The organism is Acinetobacter sp. MYb191, assembly GCF_037572605.1.
GTDB lineage: Bacteria > Pseudomonadota > Gammaproteobacteria > Pseudomonadales > Moraxellaceae > Acinetobacter > Acinetobacter johnsonii.
In genome coordinates this window covers 151,686-176,465 of record NZ_JBBGZP010000014.1, presented here as the reverse complement: position 1 = coordinate 176,465, position 24,780 = coordinate 151,686, and the positions used below count along the sequence as shown (strand labels likewise).

Annotated in this window: 21 protein-coding genes; 13 read left to right on the top strand and 8 right to left on the bottom strand. The window is 41.8% G+C overall.

Going from position 1 to position 24,780, the window contains the following annotated elements; translation table 11 throughout:
• Positions 1–192 precede the first annotated feature (192 nt).
• A complete protein-coding gene (locus WH214_RS10085; RefSeq protein ID WP_017397073.1) occupies positions 193–567 on the bottom strand; it encodes an MCR_0457 family protein in 375 nt (124 codons plus the stop codon).
• A 302-nt stretch (positions 568–869) separates the two neighbouring features.
• Positions 870–1,391 carry a MerR family transcriptional regulator gene (locus WH214_RS10080; RefSeq protein ID WP_339421263.1) on the bottom strand — a complete coding sequence of 174 codons (522 nt, stop codon included), beginning with the start codon at positions 1,389–1,391 and terminating at the stop codon, positions 870–872.
• Between the two features lie 339 nt (positions 1,392–1,730).
• Between WH214_RS10080 and WH214_RS10075 the strand changes: the two genes are divergently transcribed.
• Positions 1,731–2,495: a COG4705 family protein gene (locus WH214_RS10075; protein WP_339993284.1), complete on the top strand. Its 765-nt coding sequence runs from the start codon at positions 1,731–1,733 to the stop codon at positions 2,493–2,495.
• Positions 2,496–2,678: 183 nt separating this feature from the next.
• Here the strand turns inward: WH214_RS10075 and WH214_RS10070 are convergent, their stop codons facing one another.
• Together WH214_RS10070 and WH214_RS10065 are read right to left on the bottom strand one after the other, a co-directional pair.
• Positions 2,679–2,954 carry a putative quinol monooxygenase gene (locus WH214_RS10070; protein ID WP_336955272.1) on the bottom strand — a complete coding sequence of 92 codons (276 nt, stop codon included), beginning with the start codon at positions 2,952–2,954 and terminating at the stop codon, positions 2,679–2,681.
• An 8-nt stretch (positions 2,955–2,962) separates the two neighbouring features.
• Positions 2,963–4,117 (bottom strand): catalase family protein, encoded by a 1,155-nt coding sequence (locus WH214_RS10065; protein ID WP_339421257.1) that lies wholly within the window; start codon positions 4,115–4,117, stop codon positions 2,963–2,965.
• Between the two features lie 246 nt (positions 4,118–4,363).
• Here WH214_RS10065 and WH214_RS10060 point away from each other — a divergent pair, with 246 nt between their 5' ends.
• The 4 genes from WH214_RS10060 (at position 4,364) to WH214_RS10045 (ending at position 8,316) form a co-directional block, all read left to right on the top strand.
• Positions 4,364–5,068: a DUF1003 domain-containing protein gene (locus WH214_RS10060; RefSeq protein ID WP_078388870.1), complete on the top strand. Its 705-nt coding sequence runs from the start codon at positions 4,364–4,366 to the stop codon at positions 5,066–5,068.
• Between the two features lie 480 nt (positions 5,069–5,548).
• Positions 5,549–6,319, top strand: a complete 771-nt coding sequence (gene surE / locus WH214_RS10055; RefSeq protein ID WP_339993281.1) for a 5'/3'-nucleotidase SurE — start codon at positions 5,549–5,551, stop codon at positions 6,317–6,319.
• Between the two features lie 153 nt (positions 6,320–6,472).
• On the top strand, positions 6,473–7,291 hold the full coding sequence (locus tag WH214_RS10050) for a peptidoglycan DD-metalloendopeptidase family protein (protein ID WP_339421255.1): 819 nt from the start codon (positions 6,473–6,475) through the stop codon (positions 7,289–7,291).
• Between the two features lie 95 nt (positions 7,292–7,386).
• Positions 7,387–8,316, top strand: a complete 930-nt coding sequence (locus tag WH214_RS10045) for a LysR family transcriptional regulator (RefSeq protein WP_010326350.1) — start codon at positions 7,387–7,389, stop codon at positions 8,314–8,316.
• Between the two features lie 210 nt (positions 8,317–8,526).
• On the opposite strand, the gene rsmI is transcribed toward WH214_RS10045, so the two are convergent.
• Positions 8,527–9,372 carry a 16S rRNA (cytidine(1402)-2'-O)-methyltransferase gene (gene rsmI / locus WH214_RS10040; RefSeq protein ID WP_242760290.1) on the bottom strand — a complete coding sequence of 282 codons (846 nt, stop codon included), beginning with the start codon at positions 9,370–9,372 and terminating at the stop codon, positions 8,527–8,529.
• A gap of 333 nt (positions 9,373–9,705) precedes the next feature.
• Between rsmI and WH214_RS10035 the strand changes: the two genes are divergently transcribed.
• The 3 genes from WH214_RS10035 to WH214_RS10025 are packed head-to-tail and all read left to right on the top strand — an operon-like array spanning position 9,706 to position 11,731.
• The gene (locus WH214_RS10035) at positions 9,706–10,113 is read left to right on the top strand and encodes a YraN family protein (protein WP_339421252.1); all 408 of its coding nucleotides are present in this window, start codon (positions 9,706–9,708) and stop codon (positions 10,111–10,113) included.
• Between the two features lie 60 nt (positions 10,114–10,173).
• Positions 10,174–10,857 (top strand): BON domain-containing protein, encoded by a 684-nt coding sequence (locus WH214_RS10030; protein ID WP_339421250.1) that lies wholly within the window; start codon positions 10,174–10,176, stop codon positions 10,855–10,857.
• A complete protein-coding gene (locus tag WH214_RS10025) occupies positions 10,847–11,731 on the top strand; it encodes an alpha/beta hydrolase (protein ID WP_062034475.1) in 885 nt (294 codons plus the stop codon). The genes WH214_RS10030 and WH214_RS10025 overlap by 11 nt, the downstream gene beginning before the upstream one ends.
• Before the next feature lie 42 nt (positions 11,732–11,773).
• Here WH214_RS10025 and nudC read toward each other — a convergent pair whose 3' ends face one another.
• From nudC to dnaQ, 3 genes are all read right to left on the bottom strand, one after another.
• Complete coding sequence (nudC, locus tag WH214_RS10020) at positions 11,774–12,550, bottom strand: NAD(+) diphosphatase (RefSeq protein ID WP_148826398.1); 777 nt, start codon at positions 12,548–12,550, stop codon at positions 11,774–11,776.
• Positions 12,550–14,193 carry a chemotaxis protein gene (locus WH214_RS10015; protein WP_339421243.1) on the bottom strand — a complete coding sequence of 548 codons (1,644 nt, stop codon included), beginning with the start codon at positions 14,191–14,193 and terminating at the stop codon, positions 12,550–12,552. Before WH214_RS10015 ends, nudC begins: the two co-directional genes overlap by 1 nt.
• Before the next feature lie 125 nt (positions 14,194–14,318).
• A complete protein-coding gene (dnaQ, locus tag WH214_RS10010) occupies positions 14,319–15,740 on the bottom strand; it encodes a DNA polymerase III subunit epsilon (RefSeq protein WP_339421241.1) in 1,422 nt (473 codons plus the stop codon).
• A 209-nt stretch (positions 15,741–15,949) separates the two neighbouring features.
• Between dnaQ and WH214_RS10005 the strand changes: the two genes are divergently transcribed.
• Genes WH214_RS10005 through WH214_RS09985 form a run of 5 tightly spaced genes read left to right on the top strand, consistent with a single transcriptional unit; the run spans position 15,950 to position 24,753 of the window.
• Entirely contained in the window at positions 15,950–19,219 is a 3,270-nt protein-coding gene (locus WH214_RS10005) for a LysM peptidoglycan-binding domain-containing protein (RefSeq protein ID WP_339421239.1), read from the top strand.
• Positions 19,220–19,254: 35 nt separating this feature from the next.
• The gene (locus WH214_RS10000; RefSeq protein WP_339421237.1) at positions 19,255–21,096 is read left to right on the top strand and encodes an extracellular solute-binding protein; all 1,842 of its coding nucleotides are present in this window, start codon (positions 19,255–19,257) and stop codon (positions 21,094–21,096) included.
• Positions 21,097–21,114: 18 nt separating this feature from the next.
• Positions 21,115–22,176 carry a microcin C ABC transporter permease YejB gene (gene yejB, locus WH214_RS09995; protein ID WP_035326609.1) on the top strand — a complete coding sequence of 354 codons (1,062 nt, stop codon included), beginning with the start codon at positions 21,115–21,117 and terminating at the stop codon, positions 22,174–22,176.
• A complete protein-coding gene (locus WH214_RS09990) occupies positions 22,176–23,186 on the top strand; it encodes an ABC transporter permease (RefSeq protein ID WP_004980782.1) in 1,011 nt (336 codons plus the stop codon). The genes yejB and WH214_RS09990 overlap by 1 nt, the downstream gene beginning before the upstream one ends.
• Complete coding sequence (locus tag WH214_RS09985; RefSeq protein WP_339421232.1) at positions 23,164–24,753, top strand: ABC transporter ATP-binding protein; 1,590 nt, start codon at positions 23,164–23,166, stop codon at positions 24,751–24,753. Before WH214_RS09990 ends, WH214_RS09985 begins: the two co-directional genes overlap by 23 nt.
• Positions 24,754–24,780 lie beyond the last annotated feature (27 nt).

The window sequence follows — 24,780 nt, the reverse complement described above, 5'->3', positions numbered from 1 at the left end:
TCTAAACCCTAAGTGCATACATGTTGTTGCCATAATAGGATGAGCTTAAACAAATTTTAAGTAAATGTAAGCGCAAAAGTGTATAGAAGCTGTTGAAGTCGCTTCATCGTTTTTACATTTTTCAGTCAAATAAAAAAAGGATGAATAACCCCATTATTCATCCTTTTTTGCGATGTAGATGTAGAACTTGAATTAACCTTCAAAGTTTACAACGTCATCACATACTGATTTTTGTTCTGCTTTGTCTGTACCATTAGCATCTGCACGAGCTTCTTTTAGAATCGACTGGTATTCGCTGTCTGACTGCAATTTTGCATAGGTCATCGACTTATCTGAGTAGTCTTGTAAATAGGTTTGAATTAAAGTTTGAATGTTGCTTTCAATTTTAGGGCCTTGACCCACCAAAGCAGGGCAAAATTCGGTCATGACTTGCGCTGCTGCAATATCTTCTTTTACGATGGTGTTGGCTTCTTCCGTGCTTAATCCCTCTAGTGCAAAAGCAGATTGAGAAATCATGATAGCCATGCCTAATCCGAAGAAATTACGTAATGTTAAGCTTTTAATCATTTTTAAAATCACATATTTATGGTGGATGCGGAGACTCAATATATATATTTTCAATTAGAATTCAATGAAAAGTTCTGACCAGTCATTTTTTAATAAAGTTTTTTGTTTTGGACTTTTTAATCGCCAATGATCATCCTAACTCTTCTAATCTTCAGTTTTAGCGGTCTTTAGGATGATCTGCTTGTTGGTGCAGGAATAATATTTAGGGATAAAAAATGCTTACGATAGGTAAGCAGTGAACTCAATAGCCCTTAGATGAGAACTATTGGGTTTGATGTTCAAATGTTGAGAGCTAAAAATTACTATAAACTTCGAATAGCCGTAATTTCATCTTGTGTAATGTCGAGTGATTCTAAGAATTTTTGATGCTCCTCAGGTTCCATCTCTTCAAATTTTTGATGCCACTTAATCATATCTTCTTTTGATAAACCTGCTGCGATCATAATCTCTACCCATTTGGCTTTATTCACGAACTTTTCCTTTAATAAAATGGACTTTTTCAATAACTCAATGATGGCTTTTTGATGAGCTCGTAAGTTATTGATCTCTTGTTCCAATGCCCGAAAATGATTTTCCAAGATCTGCCCTTGGGATATGCTAAGTGGTTCTAAAAGCAAACGAATATCTGAAATGGATAGTCCGTAAGAACGGTAGGAGATGATGCTTTTAAGACGCTCAATTTCACTTTCACCGTACCATCGGTATCCATTTTCAGCGATTAAGCTTGGTTTTAATAAACCCTGTTTCTCATAATAGAGAATAGTCGTTCTGGATAAACCGAGTTTTTTCGCTAAGCGAGATACAGTAAGCATAGTTTCCATCATTCGTTCATTGTCCCATTAAGCTAAACCCTTTACTTATAGACGGGTCAATCAGGAAGATATCAAAAATATAGCAAATTAAATTGATGCGAACAGAACATTTGTCATGGCTTATTTTACAGCTGTCTTTACGGGTAGCGAGCGGCAACATGAGCTTAGCTGTTTAACTCAGCTCAGCTTGGTTTTAAGTCGATTTAGAAAGCGAATGAAAAGTCTATAGATGTTGTGGTGTTGAAAGCCATAAACAGCCTCTATGGGCGAGGTCTTTGAAATTTAAGATTGGTTTCAGTTGTGAGCACTATTATTCAGCATAGACAAAAGAATAAGGTTTGGGTGCGTATCATGACTGAAGAAAAAACATTACATGAGGTGCTGAGCAAGGTGCCTGAAGTCACTTTGTTGTTTTGGATCATTAAAATTGCGGCAACAACACTGGGTGAAACAGCGGGGGATGCCTTATCCATGTCGCTTAATCTGGGATATATCGTAAGTACGGGCATCTTCGCCGTTATTTTTGCAATATTAGTCGCAGCACAGATTAAGGCCAAAAAATATAATGCATTTTTTTATTGGTCTACAATTATTGCAACAACAACTCTAGGGACAACTATAGCGGACTATGTTGATCGGACCTTAGAATTGGGCTATTTAGGTGGCAGTCTAATCTTATTTGGTTTGCTTATTTTATCTTTATTGGCGTGGTACTACAGCAGTGGGTCAATTGCGGTACAGAGTATTCAATCTTCCAAAAGTGAAGCGTTTTATTGGCTGACCATCATGTTTTCCCAAACATTGGGCACAGCGTTAGGTGATTGGACAGCAGATACACAAGGGCTGGGATATACCAGTGCAGCACTTATCTTTGGCGGTTTACTTTTATTGCTGACCATGCTTTATATGTGGACCAAAATCTCTAGAACTTTCTTATTTTGGGTTGCATTTGTACTCACGCGACCATTAGGTGCCGTACTGGGGGATTTCCTAGATAAGCCCATAAGTCACGGAGGACTGGATTTGAGTCGATTTGGTGCATCCTTTATTTTATGTGCTTTTATCATCTTTTGTTTGGTGGCTTTTAAACCCAAAGCAGCAGCGACCGCTCACTAAAAAGCTCTCAGCTTTAACACTTACTCAATGCAAGATGATTAATACAAAAACCGCTATTCTTCATCATGTTTTTTAGTGCAGAACATTTTTAAATTTTATGATCTGAATAGAGATAGCTTTCATTTGAGGGCTATTTCAAGTTCTAGTCATGGAAGCGTCATTTTATAGCTAGAAACTTAAACCTTATTCACCCTCAGATATTTTATACTGCCGTTTAATGTTTTGCGTTTTAACTCCCCAAATGGATGAGGCTGTTCTACTTTGGTGATGCTTAAAACTTTTCATGCTATCAAATACTTCCTGCACCTCCCAGATAAAAGGGTCGAGGCATTGCTTGACCTCAAAAGAAATGCAGCCTTCTTCTTGATGAGTTAATTCAATATGCGCTGGGAGGAGTTCTATCACCATACGGACTTCTTCTTTAGACACACAGATTAACAGGCCATTGAGTTTAACCATAGGACTCTTTATTGATCTTCGATATTGTTAGCGTTGGTTTGTTTAGCCGAATTTATCTCATGTCTGACGCGACTAATCTGGTCATATATGACTTTGCGCATTCGGTTTATTGCACCCAGCGGTTTATGTTCAGCTAATGCATGCCATGGTGTAAAGGATAGGTTTTCACAAAACTTATTTTGCTCAGGGGTATCAAAAACTTGTTGAGGAATATGAATTGTGGCCACCTTATAGAAAGGAGCTTGGTCTTCTTTCCATTCCGTCATTGAGTCTTCAACAGACATTGAGCTGGATGTCCGAGGTTGTACTAGAAATTCCATGCAGGCATCACGATCTTGTAACGTCGTTCGAAGTGCCGCTCTTAAAAAGTCCTTTTGAGGAGTAGCTGGAATCGGGCTAACAACGCTTGAACATGCACGAGCAGAGTACTTTACTGCTTGACGATGCGTGCCGACTCCTAACTGATAGGGAACCATAGACCAGTATCTGGTTTGCAGTGGATTTGAAATTTTATTTCTAGTGTTCAAGGCAATCCAAGTTCCTTTGGCTCCTAATGCAAAAGGGACATGCAGTTTTTTTAGAAATCGATCGCTATTGATATCTTGCATAAATGATAGATAACGAGCAGGGTCATTGGCAAAGAATACAGGGTGATTGATCATAATGAAGTCTTGCGTAGCCGCAGGTTCATCTAAAAGGTTTTTCTCTGGCACGGCTAAAAGTTTGATCGCCATGCCGCGTGCATCTTTTTTTATATCCGCCTGTTTTGCATTACTCGATCCATTCGAAAAACGAATCCATGCTTGATAAGTTTTTCCCGGAATAAAAACACCATAAGCCATGTTTTGAGGCAATGTTTCGTTTATCTTAAATTCTGCACGTACGCAACCATGTGCTTTAGGGTGCGCATCACGTAGCGCGATATCTGTGGAATATTGTTTTCGGATCGTCATTTCAATGATGTTCGCGATTTCTTTAGCAGTGGCGGCCTCATTTGGATAAAGACTTTCACTTAGAGCATGATCTACATTTGGGTATATAAAATCTTTAGGAGAAGTCAACATTACAGGTGGTGTATTCGCTTCTACGTTAGCGGCGATACCTGTGAGTAATATGGCATGAAAAAGTAGACCTAAACGCATAGGCCTTGCGGAGTTAGGCATTGATTGTCTCCTTGCTCTAAAGCTGGATTTTTTTAATTTTTAGCCTGATGATATGGACTTGTTTAGTCTTATTTAAGACACAGAATTATGATTATATCTGTGGCATTTTTTTATTCATGGCTACTGTCTAGAAAAAACTTAATGAGGAGCTAATCTTAGAGGTGCTGAAAATTTGACATTGGTTTAAAATTTGTTCGAAGATGTTTATCTCCCCAAAACCAATAATGATTATAAAAGAGAACGAGCATGAGCGAAAAAAATCAAAGTCATGAATGTTTAGTCTGTGGGCAGAAATTCCTCATTAAAAACCTCATTCCTATGGGGGCAATACGAAAATCTATTACCGAAGAAATTTCACATGATTTTCCAGAATGGTCGCCTCAAAGTTATATATGCCAAGCAGACTTAACCAAATATCGAATTCAGTATGTTCATTCACTGTTAAAGTCTGAAAAGGGGGAGGTGACTGATCTTGAATATGAGGTGATTAAAAGTTTGCAACAACATGAAGTGATCACCAAAAATGTTGAAAATCAGTTGGATCAAAATTGGACTTTAGGGGAAAGGCTGGCAGATAAAATTGCGACCTTTGGCGGTAGTTGGGCTTTTCTCATGTGCTTTGCGACTTTCCTAGCCATTTGGATTATTGTCAATACAGTGGTCATGGTCACGCATCCTGCCGATCCTTATCCCTTTATTTTATTAAATTTAATTTTATCCTGTATTGCAGCGATTCAAGCTCCTGTGATTATGATGAGCCAAAATAGACAGGAAGCCAAAGACCGATTGCGCTCGCAAAATGATTATAAAATTAATTTAAAGGCAGAGTTAGAAATTCAACATTTAAATGAAAAACTAGATCATCTGTTGATGCATCAGTGGAATAGGTTAGCCCAAATACAAGAAATACAACTGGATTTGTTATCCGAAATGAGTAAAAAACGCGAATAACTTGGCTCAATATCCAAACACTTAAAAGCATGTTCTGTAATAGTGAGTCATAGCTAGACTCGCTCTCTTAAATTTTTTAACTCATTGCTTTATATTTATTTGTTTATGTAAGAGCAGAGTGGTTTTACAGAATAAAGAGATCTATATTTTATCTTTTTGAAGGCGTACTCTCCAGTAAACACTTTGAACGTATGCTTAGCTTCTTCTATTTTTAGGCTCTCTCTTTTTTGTACTCTGCTCATGCAAGAGTAAAGTACTCACCCAGATCAATGATTTCATCTTTTCAGATTGCCTGATCTCAATGTATAGTCGTTCTGCATCGAGGACTCTATCTCTTTTTCTTTTCGCTTTAAAGATTTAGTTTTTTCAAGCTACCCGCAAATCTACCTGTTTTAATTGCAGATTAAAAAGACGAAGACGAGTATAAATTAGGTGTATAAAGCTTTTTACCCACTCATATAGATTGAAGAAGATCCATCAGTGAATATTTTAATAGCTAATGACGATGGTGTTTTTGCACCAGGTATTCAAGCGCTCGCACATGCTTTACGTCCATTAGGTCGCGTGGTGATTGTAGCACCTGAAAGTGAACGCAGTGGCTTTTCTAGTGCTTTAACTTTAGATCGACCTTTACGTCCAATCGAAATTGCACCCGACATGTGGGCAGTCAATGGTACACCCGCGGACTGTGTCTATTTGTCCATGAATGGCTTATTTGACTTTGAGTTTGATCTGGTTGTTAGTGGCATCAATAGCGGGGCAAACTTGGGTGATGATGTACTCTACTCAGGTACTGTGGGAGCAGCATTTGAAGGGCGTCTAATGAAACAGCCAGCCATTGCGGTCTCACTTGCAGGCCCTGAAGTCCGTTCGTACAACCGTCCAGAAGATTATCATCATGCTGCACAGTGGGTGCATGACTTTGTGAAACACGGTTTGCCAGCACTGCCACCACGCCATATTTTAAATATTAATATTCCAGATGTTGCTGAGTTACAGGGCGCTAAAATTACTTATCAAGGACGTCGTCGTCAGTCTAAGCCGATTACCAGTCATGTTGACCCACGTGGTCGTCAAGTGTTCTGGATTGGGCTTGCAGGTGAAGCTGTGGCAGAACCGAAAAGAGGTTATGATGAGGTAGAGTCAGACTTTTTCGCTGTGGCGAATGGTTTTGTGAGTATTACGCCTATTCAGATGGATGCAACCAACTATGAAGTTTTGCATGCATTACAAGGGCAAATAAGTGCGTAAAAGGCGCTATAGCTGAGCAATACAAGGAATGTATTCAGCTGTTTGTTATAACTTTGTGAAAATACGCGCAGAGATACTATTTTCACAAACTTTTTTGCTAATCTTAGCGCAAATTAAACTGATTATTTTTTGTATTTTTAGAGAGTAAGATAAATGTCTGTGTTGTCTCAAATTCGTTTCATTGCAATTCCTACAGCACTACTGAAAACTGTCGTGTTATCCACTGCTGTAGTTTCAACTGTTATTTTGAGTGGTTGTGCTTCTAAACCACAGGTTAACAATGCAACACGTTTTGCGAAAGCACCAGACTATTATACAGTTCGTTCAGGCGACACGCTGAGCGGTATTGCAACTCGTTATGGGCTGAGTTATACCTCTGTTGCAGACATGAATGATATTGCTGCGCCGTATCGTATTTATGTGGGGCAGTCATTACATTTAAAAGGTTCGGGTAGTCCGCGTACAACCACGACGCAACCTATTACACAAACCGCTCCAATTCAACGTCAAAATGTTGGTCTCCCGAGTCAAAATACGACCACCACAACCACAACAACTCCTGCTAAAGTACCGACCGCACCTGTTGCGAGCTCGAAAAGTTCAACTTTACGCTGGGTAAAACCAAGTAATGGCGCTGTTTTGCAAGGTTATAATTTAGCAAATAATGTGAAAGGTATTCGCTATGCTGGTAACCAAGGTGATCCAATTTATGCAGCAGCAGATGGCCAAGTGGTGTATGCAGCAGACGGATTGAAAGAATATGGAAACTTAATTTTGATTAAGCATATTGATGGTTATATCACAGCATATGCACACAACAGTGCAATGAATGTGAAGAGCGGTCAAAATGTGACGGCAGGGCAGAAAATTGCAGAAATGGGCTCCACAGGTGCAACACGCACCATGTTAGAGTTCCAAGTACGCTTAGATGGCAAGCCAATCAATCCGACTATAGTTTTACCATTAAATTAAAAAATCTGGATGCAACGCAAAAAATTCACCGTATAATACAATGAGTTGTTTTTATCAAATAGATGAAAACTTCTCATGAATCCAGAGAGAATTTTATGTTAGATCAACTACGGGCAATGGGTGTTTTTGCTTGTGTTGTCGAAAAGAGTTCATTTAGTGGTGCCGCGCGTGAGTTAGGCATCACTACAAGTGCTGTGAGTCAGCAAATTCGTTCTTTAGAGCAAGAGATGGAAGTTGTTCTTTTACATCGCTCAACAAGAAAGTTGAATTTAACTGAAGCAGGTCAGGCTTTTTTCCACAGCTGTCAAGAAATGCTCGCCGCTGCTGAACGTGGCAAAATACGTATCAATGAATTGCGAGATGATCTCGTGGGTGAGCTGCGAATAGCCACTACGCCAGAGTTAGGTGCCAATCATGTGATTCCAGCTTTGTCGCATTGGATGTCTGCACATCGCGGATTATCTATTCATATTGAAGCAGATAATCATTATGTGGATTTGATGAATGGGCGAATTGATATTGCCTTAAGAATGAGTCCAACAGTTGACGATCAAAGCGTACATGTCGTGCCATTGGCGCGCGTGGAACAGATTTTGGTTGCATCACCGAGCTATTTGAATCAGTCTGCACCAATTTCACGACCTGAAGATTTGAAAAATCATGATCTTATTCCGATCACAATTATGAAAAATAATCATGATTTTGATTTTAAAAATGTAGTGACAGGTGACGCGGTTAAACTTGAGATGAAATCAAGAGTAGCCAGTAATAATATTTTAGTAACAAAGACTTTATGCCAACATGGGCATGGGGTTGCACGTATTTTATATTTAGATGTGCAAAAAGAATTGGTTAACGGTTCTTTAGTGGAAGTTCTTCCAGAGTGGAAGCTCCCTAACTTTACGCTATATGCCATCATTTCAAAGCATGAACAACAGCCGATGAAGATCCATCGTTGTTTGGATGCATTGAAACAATACTTTTGCCAATTACCCGGCGGTCGTATTTACCAAGAAGCAAGCTAATTCGATAGAGATTGTAATTGACGATCAGTCAACCCATACAAATGCTTATAAATTTTTAAATGATATAACTACATAATTTGGGTTAAGCGGTTCACATGGATCCGCTTAATATGGAGAGCAGCAGAGAAAGGCCAAAGCACTTACATCTGTTGCTCTTTATTTTTTTTCATTCAAAAGAATAGCAATACTTTTATTTCAAGCTATCTAAGCTTATTCAGCCTGATCTTGTGTTAGTTCTAAAGCGCGTTGGTAAGCAATTTTCTTTTTGATGCCGGTCAAATCCGCCGCTAACTGTGATGCAGCTTTCACTGACAAATCTTGTAAGAGACGCGTTAAAAGCTGGTCGAGTTTTTCTTGTGCCATATCTTTTTCAGTGGTCGCGCCACCAACAACCAATACAATCTCACCTTTTTGTTGATGATGATCGTTTGCAATAAATTCAACCAACTCACCTAAAGTCATCTTCTTGATGGTTTCAAAGGTTTTGGTAATTTCACGGGCAAAACCGACAGGGCGGTCAGCACCAAAGACTTTAGCCATGTCACTGACACTGTCTAAAATACGATGTGGTGCCTCATAAAAAATCAGAGTTTGCGTTTCGTCTTTGAGTTTTTCCAAGCTTGCCAGTCGTTGGGTTTGTTTAGAAGACAAAAAACCTTCAAAGCTGAAACGATCACTGGGTAAGCCGACTGAGCTTAAAGCGGCAATCGCAGCACAAGCGCCTGGTACAGGGATTACGCGGATATTATGCTCTTGTGCTGCACGAACCAATTTAAAACCTGGATCACTGATAAGAGGCGTTCCTGCATCACTGATAAGCGCCATATCTTCACCGTTCAACAAACGCTGAATAAGGATGTCAATTTTGTTGCTTTCGTTATGCTCGTGGCATGCAGTAAGTGGAGTTTGAATATTAAAGTGTTTCAGTAATTGTGCTGAAGTTCGTGTATCCTCAGCAGCAATGATTTTGACTGATTTTAGTACATCAATTGCGCGGTAAGTCATGTCATCTAAGTGCCCAATAGGGGTTGCGACTACAAATAACTGGGCACTCATGGGTTTTCTCCGCGCTGCAAAATAATAAAGTGATAGGTTGGATTGAGTACTTTGATGCATTCAACCGATACCGCGATAAGCATTCTACCTGAATTGTCCGTCGTGGCGTGAGCTAGAATGTTGTCGGCGATGCATTTGCAGGAGTTAGTGAGACATTCGGCTGAAATCTAAACGCCAAGAAAGCTTTAAAACACAGAATGAAATGAATTGATTGGTTCAAGAGACTTGCAGCTGTGGTTTTAAACATCAAGGCGTGAGATTTTTGATCGATATTGAGTTTTTCGAAATACGCTGATTAAAAAAAAATAAAAACGAAGTAGGGAAGATAAAGAGATGAAGCTGGGACAATGGGCAGAGCAACAAGCTTTGACTGTGCTAGAAGAACAGGGGTATGTTCATGTACAGTCCAATTATCACTCGCGCTTTGGAGAAATTGATCTGATTGTACAAAAAGGGCAGGAATTGGTTTTTGTTGAGGTCAAAGCACGCTCAAAAACGCGTTTTGCGCAGGCTATTGAAACAATTTCCTATTCAAAACAACGCAAAATAGCAAAAACGGCCATGTTATTTTTACAAGATCATCCACATTTCCACCAATATTATTGCCGCTTTGATGTGATTTGTTTTGATTTTTTTAAAGAAATTGCAAAAACCATACAGCAAGATTTTTCAAAATTCACTTATGATCAGCAATGGATAGAAAATGCTTTTACTTTTGATCAAGACTTTATTAATCTTTGAACAAAATCAAAGCTGAAATGCTGAATTAAAATAGTTTGAAAAGTTGAGGAGTCTTGCTGAGTGTTCAATCGTATTGCAATGACCGTATTATGCGTCGCAAGTTTATCTGGATGTGCAAGTTTCATTTCGGGTGGGACAGGAACAGCCGCTGTAGGAACAGAAAGCGGTGCACGTTCATTAGGGCAGGTTTTTATTGACTCTTCAATTGAGCGTACTGCAAAAATTAACTTATATAAATTGGACAGCCGTTTTAAACAGTCACGTGTCAATATCGAAAGTTTTCATGGGAATGTCTTGTTAACAGGACAAGTACCCGATCAACACTTACGTCAGTTGGCTGAAGACAATGTACGTGCGATGTCGGATGTCAAAACCGTGCATAACTACATTACAGTTGGAAACCAAATTAGTTATAGCACCATCATGCAAGATACCTCAGTCACGGCAAATACACGTGGCTTGATCATGAAAGCTGCTGTTGTTTCAGATGCGAAAGTCCGTATTCACACCGAAGATGGTGTGTTATATGTGATGGGGCGTTTAAATGGTGCTGAAATTACCGATTTAAACCAAGTGTTACAGCAAGTGGGGAATGTGACTAAAATTATCACACTGGTGGATAATATAGAGCAACAGTCCCAAATGACCAGTGCGTTTGCGTCACCAATGATCAATTCAACACCAACAGAGCAAACGCCTGTTGCGATAGACCCAGACCAAGTTGAGCCAAATAATGTTCAATAAGCTTCAGCCTTTTGTTCAAAGACTGAATCGTTCGGTAGAGTATGCAAGATTACTCTATCGTGACTTTCGTATTTATGATGTCGGTAGTTATGCCCTAAACCGTTTAACACCGCGTAAGGGTTATTCGGTCCAAGAAAATGTGGCCTATGGGTTACGCGCGCGACACCGTTTAGATTTGTTTCGCACGCAAACACCGCGTGAACACCGGCCTCTGATTGTATTTGTGCATGGCGGTGCATGGATGCATGGCGATAAAAAAGATTATCGTTTTATTGGCGAAGCCTTTGCCAAAGAGGGCTTTGATGTGGCGGTGATTAACTATCACTTGGCGCCTGAACATATTTTTCCTGCTTCTATTGATGATCTCAGCTTGGCTTTAAATTATCTCAATGTACATCAACTTAAATATCAAATTTCGACTGAAAAAGTGGTGTTGATGGGGCATTCTGCGGGTGCATTTAATGTGATGTCTGCGCTCTATCATCCGAAGCCATATGAAATACAATGCCGTAGTCAAATTACCGCCATTATTGGTTTGGCAGGCCCTTATCATTTTGACTATAAGGGTGATCCAATCTGTGCGGATGCTTTTGATCAGAACAGACCTTATCAGGAAGTGATGCCATATTATTTCGTCGAGTCGAATACGGTTAAACATTATCTGTTGGTTGCAGAGAATGATGATGTCGTTGGGTTGAGCAATGCCGTTGATTTGGATCGTAGATTGAAAGAAAAAGGCAACTACAGTCAACTTTGGACGGTGCCGCGTATCGGTCATATTTCAATGATTGGTTCAGTATCGAGTTTGTTTAGTCGTTACTTCACGACCAAGCAAAAAATTATGCAGGCACTCGAGGATGCGCTTAAGCACTAATTGGGTTTTAAGGTGTATTTGTTGTAGAGATGGTGAGTGAGCTTAGAGCCACTCACGTGTGTCATCCGCGACTGTTGTGCCTTCTGTCGCATGCATGATCATGGCATGTGCAATGCTGCCTTTGAACGGAATTTCTGGCAATTGATCAAACTTAAAGAATTGAGCATCGCTGATTTCTTCTTCTTGTAAGCAAAGCTCACCCGATGCATATTCTGCTTTAAACGCAATCATTAAGTTACTTGGAAAAGGCCAAGGCTGACTCGCTAAGTATTGAACATTTTTAACTCGAATGCCGACTTCTTCCAAGGTTTCGCGGCGTACAGCTTCTTCTAAGGTTTCACCGACTTCAACGAAGCCCGCAATCAAGCCATACATATTGCTGCGGGTATTACGCGCATTTTTTGCCAACAGAATTTCATCTTCACCTCGTGTAATGACGGTGATGACACAGGGTTGTACCCGTGGATACTGATGATAACCGCAGGCAGGACAGATCATGGCATATTCGCTAGAATGTGCTTCTGTGGCGTGGCCGCAATGGCTACAAAATTTATGATTGCGACGCCATTCTAGCAGCTGAATAGCTCGGCTGGCCTGTTCGAATTGTTTGGTGCTCCAGAGTGGAAGCAACTGGCGAATTGGGATGAGTTCTAAGCCTTCAGGAATCGGCTCATTGTCTAGCAGGTCTCGGGCAATCACTTGATCACCCGAGTGGAAACTTAAATCACTTGCTAGTTTTTCTACACGAGGCAATTGAAAGTTATGGTCCACCAACAATTGCTGTTGGTGGAAAATATAAGCAAGTGAAAGTTCTGACATTAGGCAACAGTCTTTAGTTTTTGGCTACTGTTCAATGCTACATCAAACATACTGTGTAATACAGGCTGTTTGTTTTTTAAGTTATCAATCAGCATATCTGCACTTGCGAGTGCATCAAGTACATGATTCACCTGAGCAGCAGTGAGCGCAGTTTCAGCCGTGATTTGTTGTTGCACAAAATCTGCTGAAATATTCAGAGCGGTTTGCCCATTTTCAGCGCCTAAGAACAACATGGCGCCCGCAACTTCACGTAGTTGCGCAGGAGTATTCTCAAGAGCAGTTAAATCTTGTTCTTGCTGATATTGCGCCAACGCTTGACTACTTAAGTCAATAGATGTTTTAGCCTCTGACAATAACGCAGCATGGGCTTCATCTAAACGGTCTAGTGAAATATTCATGTTGTTCACACGAAGCTGTAGGCGGCTTGAAGTATGGTGACGTTCTAGCACGCCAATCGAGTTCATTGCCGACAAGATCACGTTCATCAACTGCTGCGCAAAACCTTCATCCTTCAGCATATCTGCTTGACTAAGTGATGCTGCTTGACGGTTTAAGTCATTATGTGCTTCATTTAAGTTCAATACTTTGAAGATGTTCGCCAAATCGACCAGTTTTGCTTGGAGCTCTTGGGTTTTCTCAGGCGTCATGTTTTGATAGTTGTACTCAATGTCATTACGGATTTGCGACATTTCGCTGGTCACCAAATCACTAATGGTATGCATCGTGTCGAAATCAGGACCATACAGATGACGACTGAAAACTTGCAGCTGCGTATCTGTGAGTAGGTCATCGCCAATATTGAGTTTGCCACGGATGTGTTGGGATACTTCGTCTTCTTGGCTGATACATAAGCTGAGAATGTTGGCAAGATCGGTGAGGCTGGCTTTGAAACGTTCAGGCGCAGTAAAGAACTGTGCAATGTTACGTTCGATGCTAATCAAAGTACGTAAACGTGGTTCATTAATGAGCAATTGTTCAATTTGATTGAGTGCAACATAGACCAAGTTCCAATACTGTTTACTCGGCGTTTGTTCTGCTAGACCCGCTAAATAAGTTCCCACCAATTTCATTGCTTGTAAATCAAGTTCGCTTTCTTCTTGTTTCAACATTTGACTTAAAGACAGCTTGTACAGGCGGTGAACATATTGAGATTTTTCAAGACTTGGCGCTTGAGGGAGGTTGAAATCTGGGGTGATACAGTCTAGTAAGGACTCGATGTGCTGACCTTCTTGCGTTAAAGGCTTTGCTAATGCAATTTCAAGACGGTTTAAGGTATCGAGTAAAAACTGTGGAATTTTCACTTCTCTTAAGCAAATGAACTCAATATAGCGCTTCAGCATGGTCGTGCCTTCGCTGAGTGCAATCACATCTGGCGTATTAATCTGTGCAGGATTCCCCATGATCTTGCGCATAAGCTCTGCGGAATATTCAGCAATTTTGGCTAAGCTCGACATATCAATCAATGCAAGCACTTGAGCACATTGCTCAAATTGGTTTAATGCATCGTCAATTCCAAAAGGTAAAGTCTGATCTTCTGCTAAGGTGCTCACAGCTGATTCAACCAGCTTAATGGAGTTATCCACTTCATTTTTTATTATCAGCAGCGCCGTTGGATCAAAATGAATAGAGGTTTGGTAAGACATTGATCTGCACCTATCCTAGTGTTTTATCGTGTTTATATGCGGCCCAAAGAAGGCATAGCAACTTGTTCATCACTATAGCCTAACTGAAAAATCTTGTAATACAAAAGTTAACAAAACTTTAGAATTTATTTGGCAAAAAGGCAGGGTGTGCCATGTTTTTCTTGGTATTGTTTGACCCAAGTCTCATGTGCTTCAAGTTCTTCGGCTGAAGGGTGAATTACCGCCAGTTCAATATCCAGTGTTTGACGCTGACTTTGCCCATTTTGTTGTTCACTATGCGACAGGGCATCCATATCAAAGGAAACCTGACCACCTGTCATAGCCAAGTAAACGTCGGCTAGAATTTCAGCATCCAGTAAGGCCCCGTGGAAGGTACGGTCACGCTGTGGAATTTCGTAACGGCGAACTAAGGCATCAAGTGAGTTTTTTTGTCCCGGATGCTTAGATTTTGCCATCGCGAGGGTATCTGTCACCGCACAAACTTCAGAAAGCGCAACAAATCCTGCACGCTTGAACTCCATGTCTAAGAAGTTCATATCGAAGCTTGCATTATGCGCAATGATTTCCGCACCTTTGAGATAGGCAAATAAAGTGTCAGCAATCTCTTGATACAGCGGTTTATCTTTTAAAAAGTCATCAGAGATCCCGTGGACATTTTCAGAGTCGCCCACAGGTTTTTTCGGATTGATGTAGATATGAATCGAGCTGCCTGTGAGCTTTCGATTGACCATTTCAATCGCACCAACTTCAATAATGCGATCGCCATCTTGATAATAGAAACCTGTAGTCTCTGTATCGAGGATGAGCTGTCGAGGTCCAAAGACCTCAACCTTACGTGGAGTAATCACAATTTGCGGATGTTGTTTGAGTTGTGTTAAATCGACACTTGCCGCAACTTCAGGCGTTTGTTCAGTAGACGCAACCGTTGTGCCAAGTTCTGGTTCAGCCATTAAACTTGGCTCTTGTTCTGCAACGTGTATTTCACTTTCGGCTAAATCTTCGCTGTTATCAACTTCTTCGTCATCGAAACCCAAACCAAAAGGGTCGTTTAACAACCAGTCTGGTTCAACTTTTTTTTTATCTACAGGCGGTTCTGTTGTCGCTGTTTTAGACTGACGAAGTTGAGCCTGTGTTTGATCGGCACCGAGGTTTGCCAATTGATCTGCCATTTCATTACCTTCATGACCTGCATGGCCTTTGACCCAGTGCCAGTCGATTTCACGGCCTTGGCAGGCTGCATCGAGTTTTTTCCACAAATCTGGATTTTTAACGTCTTTCCAGTTTTTCTTTTTCCAACCTGTAATCCACTCGGTAATGCCGCGTTTGACATAGGTTGAATCTGTCCAGACTACCAACTTCGCATCGGTTGGGCAAAAAAGAATGCCTTCAATGGCCGCGGTGAGTTCCATACGGTTATTGGTGGTGTTGTCTTCACCGCCACACAGTTTATGTTCTTCAGTTTCTGTAATAATGTACGCGCCCCATCCCCCAAGACCAGGGTTTCCACGACATGCACCATCGACATACAGGGTAATTGTTTGTGACATACACAACTTCCGTAAACTGAAAATTAAAACTAAGCGGGCACCATTGTATAACGCAAATGCACTAGAGAAGTGTATAAGATGCAGCTTTTTTAATTTCTTGTAACATTTATACTGATTTCAAGTTAAATTAACGCCTTGTGTCTGCGGCGTGCTTTACTACAATGGCAGATCTAAAAAATAAATTTTATACGAGTTGTTTGGATTTTCTTATGTATAAGTCAGCTGCCATTTTTGGCCAACCGATGTTACCGACATTATTTAAAATTACAGTACTCGGTTCAGCACTCGCGACACTTGGACTGGCTGGTTGCTCCTCGACGCAAAGTGCAACGCAAACATCAAAATCCAAACAAGTCGGATCGAACTACTTAGACGCAAATAGCCTAGACTCATTAGAAGATTTACTTTCTGCAACCGACATGCGTGCGGTGGAAGGGGATCGACTGTTGGTGTTAAAGCACGGTGATGTTTGGAAGCGTATGACCGTGGGCTTTAAAATGAACAGCGATCATTGGAATCCGCGTATTGATGCACAGCGCGGATGGTTCATTTCACGCCAACCGTATTTGGATCGTTTAAGTGCACGTGCTTCACGTTATTTGTATCACACCGTTAAAGAAGCCGAGCGTCGCGGATTACCAACAGAGCTGGCTCTACTGCCTGTGATTGAAAGTTCGTATGACCCTGCTGCAACCAGTAGTGCTGCGGCTGCGGGCTTATGGCAGTTTATTCCAAGTACGGGACGTATTTATGGCTTAAAACAAAGTAGCCAATACGACGGACGCCGTGATGTGGTGGAGTCAACGCGTGCTGCGTATGAGTTTTTGGGCAGTTTATATAACCAGTTTGGTTCGTGGGAACTTGCGCTAGCAGCTTATAATGCAGGTCCGGGCCGTATTCAACAAGCAATTAACCGTAATAAAGCAGCGGGCTTACCAACGGATTATTGGTCGTTAAAACTGCCAGAAGAAACCATGAACTATGTGCCACGGTTCTTGGCGGTTGCGCAGATCATTAAAAATCCAAATGCCTATAACATCAATTTACCGCCGATTGCCAACCGTCCACACTTTAGAGAAGTTACTGTGGGCGCGGTGAGTCTAAATGAAGTTGCGTCGATTACAGGTTTAAGTCGTGCCGAGCTGTATCAGTTAAACCCGGGACACCGCGGTGAATGGATTGATGGTGCAAGTCCAATGCGGATTTTAATTCCTGCGGATTTGAGTCCTTCAGTGGATGTACGTTTGAAAAAATTACAGGGTGGTTCAGGCGGCTTGTGGGCATCTGCAAATACCAAACTGCCTGAAAATAACCAAACGATTCAACCAAGCAAAATTGAATCGCCGACCTTAAACACCAAAGCTATCACACCATCGAAAACTACACCACCTGTTTTAGCGACGACAACAACAAAAACCACAACAGGAAAGCCTGCCACTTCGTCTACAGTGACGTCGTCAAGCAGTACTGCTATTGCGACGCCTACCCGTGGTTCAACGCCTAAAGGGTCTAATGCACTGGCTGCTTTTGCTGCTAATAGCGATATTCCAAGTGCGCCGCGTATTCCAGTTGCGGTTACGCCAGCGACCCCAGTGAAACCCGTTTCCGTTGAACCACCAATTTCAGCGGCAGAACGTGAGCAGTTAACCGCGGCCATTCAAGCCGAAGGTCAAAGCAAAACTGTCGATGAAGTTCTGAAACCAGTTGCGACGAAAGCAGAGCAAGCTGAAGTGGTAGCTGAAATTCAAGCTTTGGCCCCTCAAGGCACAGAAATTGTGGATCCTTTAGATGGTAAAATTAAGCTCACCGCAATTCAAACCAGTCAGTCTGTGGCAGAGCTGCAAGGTAAAGAGTTAACCAAAGGTTTTGCTTATCCAAAATCTGTGGCTGACAATACTCGTTTAGATTCAGATGAAGTGAAGCGTAATCAAGGCAAAAATTTTGTTAAGACTGACTCTGAAATTGTAATTGTGCCGCCAAAAGGTAAACGTTCAACTTATACCGTACAACCGGGTGATACTTTGGCGCTGATTGCTGCCAAAAATGGGGTGAACTGGCGTGATGTGGCGAAGTGGAACCAAATGGATGCCAATGCCACACTTTATGTCGGTACATCGATTTATTTATATGATGCAAAACCACAAGCTGAAAAAGTTGAAGTGCGTTCTACCGTGAAAGCTGAGACTAAACCCGAGAGTTATACCGTTCGTGCCAATGATACCTTAACCGGTATCGCGGATGAGTTTGGTTTAAGCTTAAAACAGTTGGCTGACTATAACGGTTTAAGCGTGACGAGTGGTGTACGTGTGGGGCAAAAGCTTTCTTTAAAAGAAACAGCACAATCGCGAGCAAAAACTAACGATGAGAAAGCTACGAGCCAAACTAAAGTAGCAACTCAGTCGTATACGGTGAAACGTGGCGAATATCTGAAACTGATTGCAGACCGTTATGCGCTGTCAAATCAAGAATTGGCAGATTTAACACCGGGTTTAAATGCGGGCAGCAACCTGTTGGTTGGACAAAAAATTAATGTGCCACTCAATGAGGTCAAAAGCTTAACGACAAGTAGTGCCAAAGCATCTCCAGTTAAAGCCGAGCCACAATTCAAAGTTGAAAGCTATAAAGTACAACGTGGTGATACATTGTATAGCATTGCATCACAGTCGAAGATGAGCTTGTCAGAGCTGGCTGATCTTAACAATCTTTCAAGCAATAGCGGCTTGCAAGTGGGTCAAAGTATTAAGATCCCGGCAGGTTCAACCGTGCCAGATACTTACACCGTTCAGTCGGGGGACTCATTAACTGCGATTGCTTCGAAATATAATTTGGGTATGGATTATATTGCTGACCTCAACAACATGAGTCGTACAGCGGGCTTACGTGCAGGTCAAAAACTCAAATTAACCGGTGAAGTGCCTACTGTTGAAACGCCTAAAACAGTCGAAAAACAAACCACTGCAAGTAATAACTCAACCGATATTCACGTGGTGAAATCGGGTGAAACCCTAAATAGCATTGCGCGTAAATATCACTTGCAACTGAACTATTTGGCTGAATTAAACAACCTAAGCCGTACGGCGAATGTTCGTGTTGGTCAGCGTTTGAAAATTGAAGGTGATGTTGATTCAGCTCCAATCAAAACAGAAACAGTGGCAGCAAAACCACAAGCAACTTCTAGCCGTGCAACTGAAGCCTATAAAGTGAAGTCAGGCGAGTCGTTAAATTCAATTGCAAGCCGTGCGGGGATATCCGTGTCAGAGCTTGCTAGTTTAAATAATCTGAGTCCGCGTGCGGGCTTACAAGTTGGGCAGACCATTCAAATCCCAAAACTGATTTCGCAGTACACGGTGAAACGTGGTGATACCTTAATTGGACTGGCAAGTCGTTATGGTATGGACACTTCGCAATTGGCTGAGCTCAATGACATTAAACCGAATACGCAGTTGCGCATTGGGGATGTAATTAAGGTGCCGAACTAATATTGAGTTGAAATGCAATTTCAGAGAAAGCCCCGATGACGGTTAGAACAAAACTCTTGCTGTTCAGCCTTGTAACGATTCCTTTAAAGGCATGGTCTGCACTGCAGACCATGCCTTTTATTGCACCTTATGGTACGCCGAAATACAGCCAGTCGGATCATCTGCCTTATGCTAATGTGCAGGCACCGAAGGGTGGCGAATTAACACGTGCAGTCATTGGGAGTTTTGATAACTTAAACAGTATGAATGGTCGTGGTACTGCAGTTGAGGGAACCAATTATTTATTTGACTCGCTCATGAGTAGTTCTTTAGATGAGCCTGCGGTGATGTATCCATTGCTGGCAGAAAAGGTCAGCTATGACCCGAAAAACTTTAACGCGATCATTTTTCATTTAAACCCAAAAGCACGGTTTAGTGATGGCAGTCCTGTTACCGCAGCCGATGTAAAGTTCAGTTTTGATATCTTTCAAAGCAAATCCAATTTTGGCTTACAGATGTATTTGTCGGATTTAGCCAAGACAGAAGTGTTGTCCAAATACAGGGTCAAAATGCAATTTAAAACCCGAAATAATGTGGAAATGCCTTTGATTGTAGCCAGAATGCCAATTTATTCCAAAAAAGACTGGCAAGGCAAAGATTTTAGTAAAACTTCGATCAAACCGATTTTAGGATCAGGCCCTTATCTCTTAGAGAAAATCAATGCAGGGCAGCGGGTTATTTATAAGCGTAATCCAAACTATTGGGCCAGAGATTTAAAGGTCAACCAAGGGCGTTATAATTTTAACCGCGTGGGTTATGTGTACTATCGCAGCAAAGATATTGCTTTTACTGCGTTTAAGGCGGGTTTATATACCTTGCATGAGGAAGAGTCCGCACGACAATGGGTGACTGCCTATAACTTTCCCGCAGCGAAACAAGGTCTCGTTAAAAAATATCGCTTTAAGCATTTCAATCCGATTCCAACGCAAAGTTTTGTGTTTAATACCCGTCGTCAGCCTTTTCAAGATATTTATTTTCGCCAAGCTTTAACCTATGCCTACGATTTCGAATGGCAAAATAAAGCAATGTTCTATGGGCAATATCAACGTCTGCAAAGCTATTTTTCTAACAGTGAACTAGAGGCGAAGGGTCTGCCTTCGGCTGCTGAAATCAAAATATTGAAGCCTTATTTGGCGAAATTGCATCCCGTACAGCGAGATGGTGTTTTAAAGAACTGGCGTTATTCAGCTTCAGAAGGATCGGGCTATAATCGAAATAATTTACTCATCGCACGACAGATTTTATTAAAAAATGGCTATACATATAATGCAAAAGGTCAACTGTTAGATCGGAAAAATAAGCCGATTCAGTTTGAGTTTCTGATTCAGCCGAGTGATGCTGTACGTGAAATTACGCCTTTTGTTCGCCATCTAAAGCGCCTAGGAATACAGCTGAACATTCGACAGGTTGATACACCGCAGTACTATGAGCGTATGCGGACTCAAGATTTTGATATGACCCTACAAACGATGCCACAGTCTTTGACACCGGGCAAAGAACAGGTGCAACTGTGGGGCAGTGCTTCAGCCCATCAGGTGGGAAATTATAATTATTCGGGTATTCAAAATCCGGTGATTGATCAGATGATTCAACAGTTGATTCAAGTGCCTGATCGTAAGCAAGTGGTCGTGCAAACGCGTATTTTAGATCGATTACTGCGTGCGGGTTATTATCAAATTCCGACCTATGGTAAAGCGGATCAATGGTATGCCTATTGGAACATGTATCAAAAACCGGCACGGAGTCCACAGTTGCATGTCGGTTTGGATTATTGGTGGAGTGATGCCAAACAGGCAAAAAAGGTGAGTCAGTATTTAGGTCAGGCAGCCAAGCCATAAGCTGGTATAGGGGGGGAGATGCGTATGTATATATTCAAAAGGCTGTTGCTGATCGTTCCGACCTTATTTCTGATTTTGCTGATCAATTTTGCTGTGATCCAAATTGCACCTGGTGGGCCTGTTGAGCAAGCCATTCAACAAGCGGAAGCTATGCAAACTTTGGGTAATTTGGGCGGTGCAGGTGGAGGCTCAAATGTCTATCAAGGCGCGCAAGGACTCAGTGATGAAATGCTCGCAAAGATCAAAGCACATTATGGTTTTGATCAGCCTATGCATATACGCTTTTTTGAAATGGTAAAAAATTATGCGCAACTGGACTTCGGTACAAGCTTTTTTAAAGACCAACCTGTTACAGCATTGATTAAGGATAAATTACCTGTATCCGTGTCCTTGGGGCTGTGGAGTGCTTTACTGATTTATCTGATTTCCATTCCTTTGGGCATTAAAAAAGCACGATTGCACGGCACGGTGTTTGATCAGTCTACATCGCTCCTGTTGGCAGTGGCTTATGCAGTTCCTGCGTTTATTTTTGCAATTCTCCTGATTGTCTTTTTTGCAGGCGGTTCTTATTTCCAATGGTTCCCCTTGCAAGGTTTGGTCTCGGAAAATTTTGCAGACTTGTCACTATGGGGCAAAATTAAAGATTATTTTTGGCATATGGCTTTACCGCTTTTAGCGATGGTGATTGGTGGCTTTGCCACGGTGACTTATCTCACTAAGTACTCGTTTATGGAAGAGCTAGGCAAGCCTTATGTGCTGACGGCACGTTCCAAAGGCCTGACCGAGTCTCAAGTGTTGTATGGTCATGTGTTTCGCAATGCGATACTGATTGTGGTGGCAGGTTTACCAGAAGCTTTAATCGCTTACTTCTTTGTGGGCAATTTATTTATTGAGATTATATTTAATCTGGATGGTTTAGGTTTATTAGGATTTGAAGCCATTGTGCAGCGTGACTATCCTGTGATTTTTGGCACATTGTTTATTTTTACTTTGTTGGGCTTGCTGCTACGTCTGATTGGCGATGTGTTGTATCAGCTGATTGATCCGCGAATTCATTTTGATTCGCAAGGGAGAGGCTGATGTCACCTATTTTACAGGCAGGTTTCAAGCGATTTAAGCAAAATAAGCTTGGTCTCAGTTGTTGTATTTTATTTCTTTGTGTTTTTGTACTGTCTTTAGCTGCAGAATTGATCGCGAATGATAAGCCGCTGTTGCTTAAGTATGATAATGCTTTGTATTTCCCTGTATTGAAACACTATCCAGAAACGACTTTTGGCGGTGTTTTCGAAACTGAAACTGAATATAAAGATCCAGTGGTACAGCAGCTGATTCAAGCAAAAGGTTGGGCTGTTTGGCCGTTAATTCAATATTCATATCAAACTCCCAATGTAGATTTGGCGGTTCCAGTACCCTCACCACCTACGATGCAAAATTGGCTCGGGACAGATGACCAAGGTCGTGATGTCTTAGCGCGCGTGTTGTATGGTTTACGTGTCTCATTGCTGTTCGGTTTTATTTTGACTTTCAGTTCAGCTGTACTGGGCATAGTGATTGGAGCAATACAAGGTTATTACGGTGGTTGGATCGATTTAATCGGGCAGCGTATTTTAGAAGTGTGGGGCGGGTTACCCATGCTTTTCATGGTGATGATTTTAGTCAGTATGTTTAGCCCAAATATTTACTGGCTGTTTTTAATCATGCTGTTATTCAGTTGGACAATTTTAGTTCCACTGGTACGTGCTGAGTTTTTAAGGGCCCGTCAGCTAGACTATGTCCGTGCCGCGCGAAGTTTAGGTGTCACCAACCGAGCTATTATCTTTCGGCATATTTTACCCAATGCAATCAGCTCTAGCCTGTCACAACTGCCTTTTATTTTAACTGCCAATATTACTGCGTTAACCGCATTGGATTTCTTGGGTTATGGCCTACCGCCTGATGCGGCATCATTGGGCGAGCTTTTGTTACAAGGCAAGAATAATTTAAATGCACCATGGTTGGCACTGTCTGGCTTTTTCAGCTTGGCCATTGTGCTTGCGTTGTTGATGTATATCGGGGAGGCTTTGCGCGATGCATTTGACCCTAGACGCTAATAGTCCAGCCTCCATACTTAAAGTGAATGCACTGAGCATTCACAGTTCAGAACGGGTATTGGTCGATCAGCTCAGTTTTGAACTACATGCTGGGCAGACTTTAGCACTGGTTGGAGAGAGCGGTTCAGGAAAATCGATCAGTGCTTTAGCCTTGATGGGGTTATTGCCGAAAGCATTGCAAGTGTACGGGTCATTACTGTTAGACGGAAAAGAGCTACTCGAGCTGAGCGATGATCAATTTAGGCAGATTCGTGGGCAAAAAATTGCAATGGTTTTTCAAGAGCCGATGACTGCCTTGAATTCTTTGCATCGAGTAGAAAAAATCATTGCCGAGACTTTATGGTTACAGGGCTGGTCTAAAAAGCAAGCGCGGCAACGAGTGATTGCCTTGCTAGAGGATGTGGGCATTCCAAATCCTGAAAGTATGTTGCAGCGTTTTCCTTATGAGCTGTCTGGTGGCCAACGCCAGCGGGTCATGATTGCTATGGCACTGGTGCAAGAGCCTGATATTTTGATTGCTGATGAGCCCACCACGGCACTAGATGTCATGCTGCAAGTTCAAATTTTAGACTTGCTGAAGTCTTTACAACAGCGCCATAACATGGCCATGATTTTGATTAGCCATGACCTCAACTTGGTGAAACACTATGCTGATGATGCCGTGGTCATCCATCAAGGTAAGGTCGTAGAACAAGGGGCGGTTGCGCAGATTTTTGAGCAGTCGCAGTCTACTTATACTCAAAACTTACTCAATCATTCTTTTGGTCAAGCCATTAATGTACAAGATGCAGCACCTTTGCTCCGCTTAAAACAACTTGAGGTTAAATTTCCGATTAAAAAAGGCTGGTTTAATCGCACGACACAGTATCTTGCTGCGGTTGAAGCTTTGGACTTGAGCTTGGCTCAAGGGCATTCATTGGGAGTGGTGGGGGAAAGTGGTGCAGGCAAAAGTTCTTTGGCACTGGCCGTAGCAAGGCTGATTGAAAGTCGAGGAAAGATCCAGTTTGGAGAACATGATTTAAACCAACTCTCGCAAAAGGCATTACGTCCGCTTCGCGGTGATTTTCAAATCGTGTTTCAAGATCCGTTCGCAAGTTTGAACCCACGCATGAGTGTTGAGCAAATTATTGCAGAAGGTTTGACTTTAAAGCCTTTGTCTTCATTTGAGAGGACACAGCGTGTTGAGAATGTCTTAACTCAGATGGAGTTACCTGTCACATTTAAAAACTATTATCCACATGAGCTATCTGGTGGGCAGAGGCAGCGTGTGGCTTTGGCGAGAGCCTTGGTGCTTCAACCTAAACTGTTGATTTTAGATGAACCAACTTCGGCCTTAGACCGAAGTACGCAGCGTTCAATTGTGGCGTTATTACGCCGTCTACAACACGAGCAGGGCATGAGTTATTTGTTTATTAGTCATGACTTACAAGTGGTGCGGGCACTCTGCCAACAGATTTTGGTCTTGCGACATGCCAAAGTAGTGGAGTTGCAAGCCACTGAACAGCTTTTTGAGCAACCGCAGTCTGACTACACACGTCAACTGATTCAAGCCAGTCAGTATCAGTAAAATCAGTTTTCTAAATAAAAGGCTGGA

Bases quoted from the DNA above. Each gene is read 5' to 3' on its own strand.
- WH214_RS10070 (WP_336955272.1), bottom strand. From the start codon at position 2,954: ATGGTTAAACTCAATGGCCTGTTAATCTGTGTGTCTAAAGAAGAAGTC.
- WH214_RS10050 (WP_339421255.1), top strand. From the start codon at position 6,473: ATGTCTGTGTTGTCTCAAATTCGTTTCATTGCAATTCCTACAGCACTA.
- WH214_RS10065 (WP_339421257.1), bottom strand. From the start codon at position 4,117: ATGCCTAACTCCGCAAGGCCTATGCGTTTAGGTCTACTTTTTCATGCC.
- WH214_RS10075 (WP_339993284.1), top strand. From the start codon at position 1,731: ATGACTGAAGAAAAAACATTACATGAGGTGCTGAGCAAGGTGCCTGAA.
- WH214_RS10025 (WP_062034475.1), top strand. From the start codon at position 10,847: ATGTTCAATAAGCTTCAGCCTTTTGTTCAAAGACTGAATCGTTCGGTA.
- yejB (WP_035326609.1), top strand. From the start codon at position 21,115: ATGCGTATGTATATATTCAAAAGGCTGTTGCTGATCGTTCCGACCTTA.
- WH214_RS10035 (WP_339421252.1), top strand. From the start codon at position 9,706: ATGAAGCTGGGACAATGGGCAGAGCAACAAGCTTTGACTGTGCTAGAA.
- WH214_RS10085 (WP_017397073.1), bottom strand. From the start codon at position 567: ATGATTAAAAGCTTAACATTACGTAATTTCTTCGGATTAGGCATGGCT.
- WH214_RS10000 (WP_339421237.1), top strand. From the start codon at position 19,255: ATGACGGTTAGAACAAAACTCTTGCTGTTCAGCCTTGTAACGATTCCT.
- nudC (WP_148826398.1), bottom strand. From the start codon at position 12,550: ATGTCAGAACTTTCACTTGCTTATATTTTCCACCAACAGCAATTGTTG.
- WH214_RS10080 (WP_339421263.1), bottom strand. From the start codon at position 1,391: ATGATGGAAACTATGCTTACTGTATCTCGCTTAGCGAAAAAACTCGGT.
- WH214_RS10060 (WP_078388870.1), top strand. From the start codon at position 4,364: ATGAGCGAAAAAAATCAAAGTCATGAATGTTTAGTCTGTGGGCAGAAA.
- rsmI (WP_242760290.1), bottom strand. From the start codon at position 9,372: ATGAGTGCCCAGTTATTTGTAGTCGCAACCCCTATTGGGCACTTAGAT.
- WH214_RS10045 (WP_010326350.1), top strand. From the start codon at position 7,387: ATGTTAGATCAACTACGGGCAATGGGTGTTTTTGCTTGTGTTGTCGAA.
- WH214_RS09990 (WP_004980782.1), top strand. From the start codon at position 22,176: ATGTCACCTATTTTACAGGCAGGTTTCAAGCGATTTAAGCAAAATAAG.
- WH214_RS10005 (WP_339421239.1), top strand. From the start codon at position 15,950: ATGTATAAGTCAGCTGCCATTTTTGGCCAACCGATGTTACCGACATTA.
- WH214_RS09985 (WP_339421232.1), top strand. From the start codon at position 23,164: ATGCATTTGACCCTAGACGCTAATAGTCCAGCCTCCATACTTAAAGTG.
- WH214_RS10015 (WP_339421243.1), bottom strand. From the start codon at position 14,193: ATGTCTTACCAAACCTCTATTCATTTTGATCCAACGGCGCTGCTGATA.
- dnaQ (WP_339421241.1), bottom strand. From the start codon at position 15,740: ATGTCACAAACAATTACCCTGTATGTCGATGGTGCATGTCGTGGAAAC.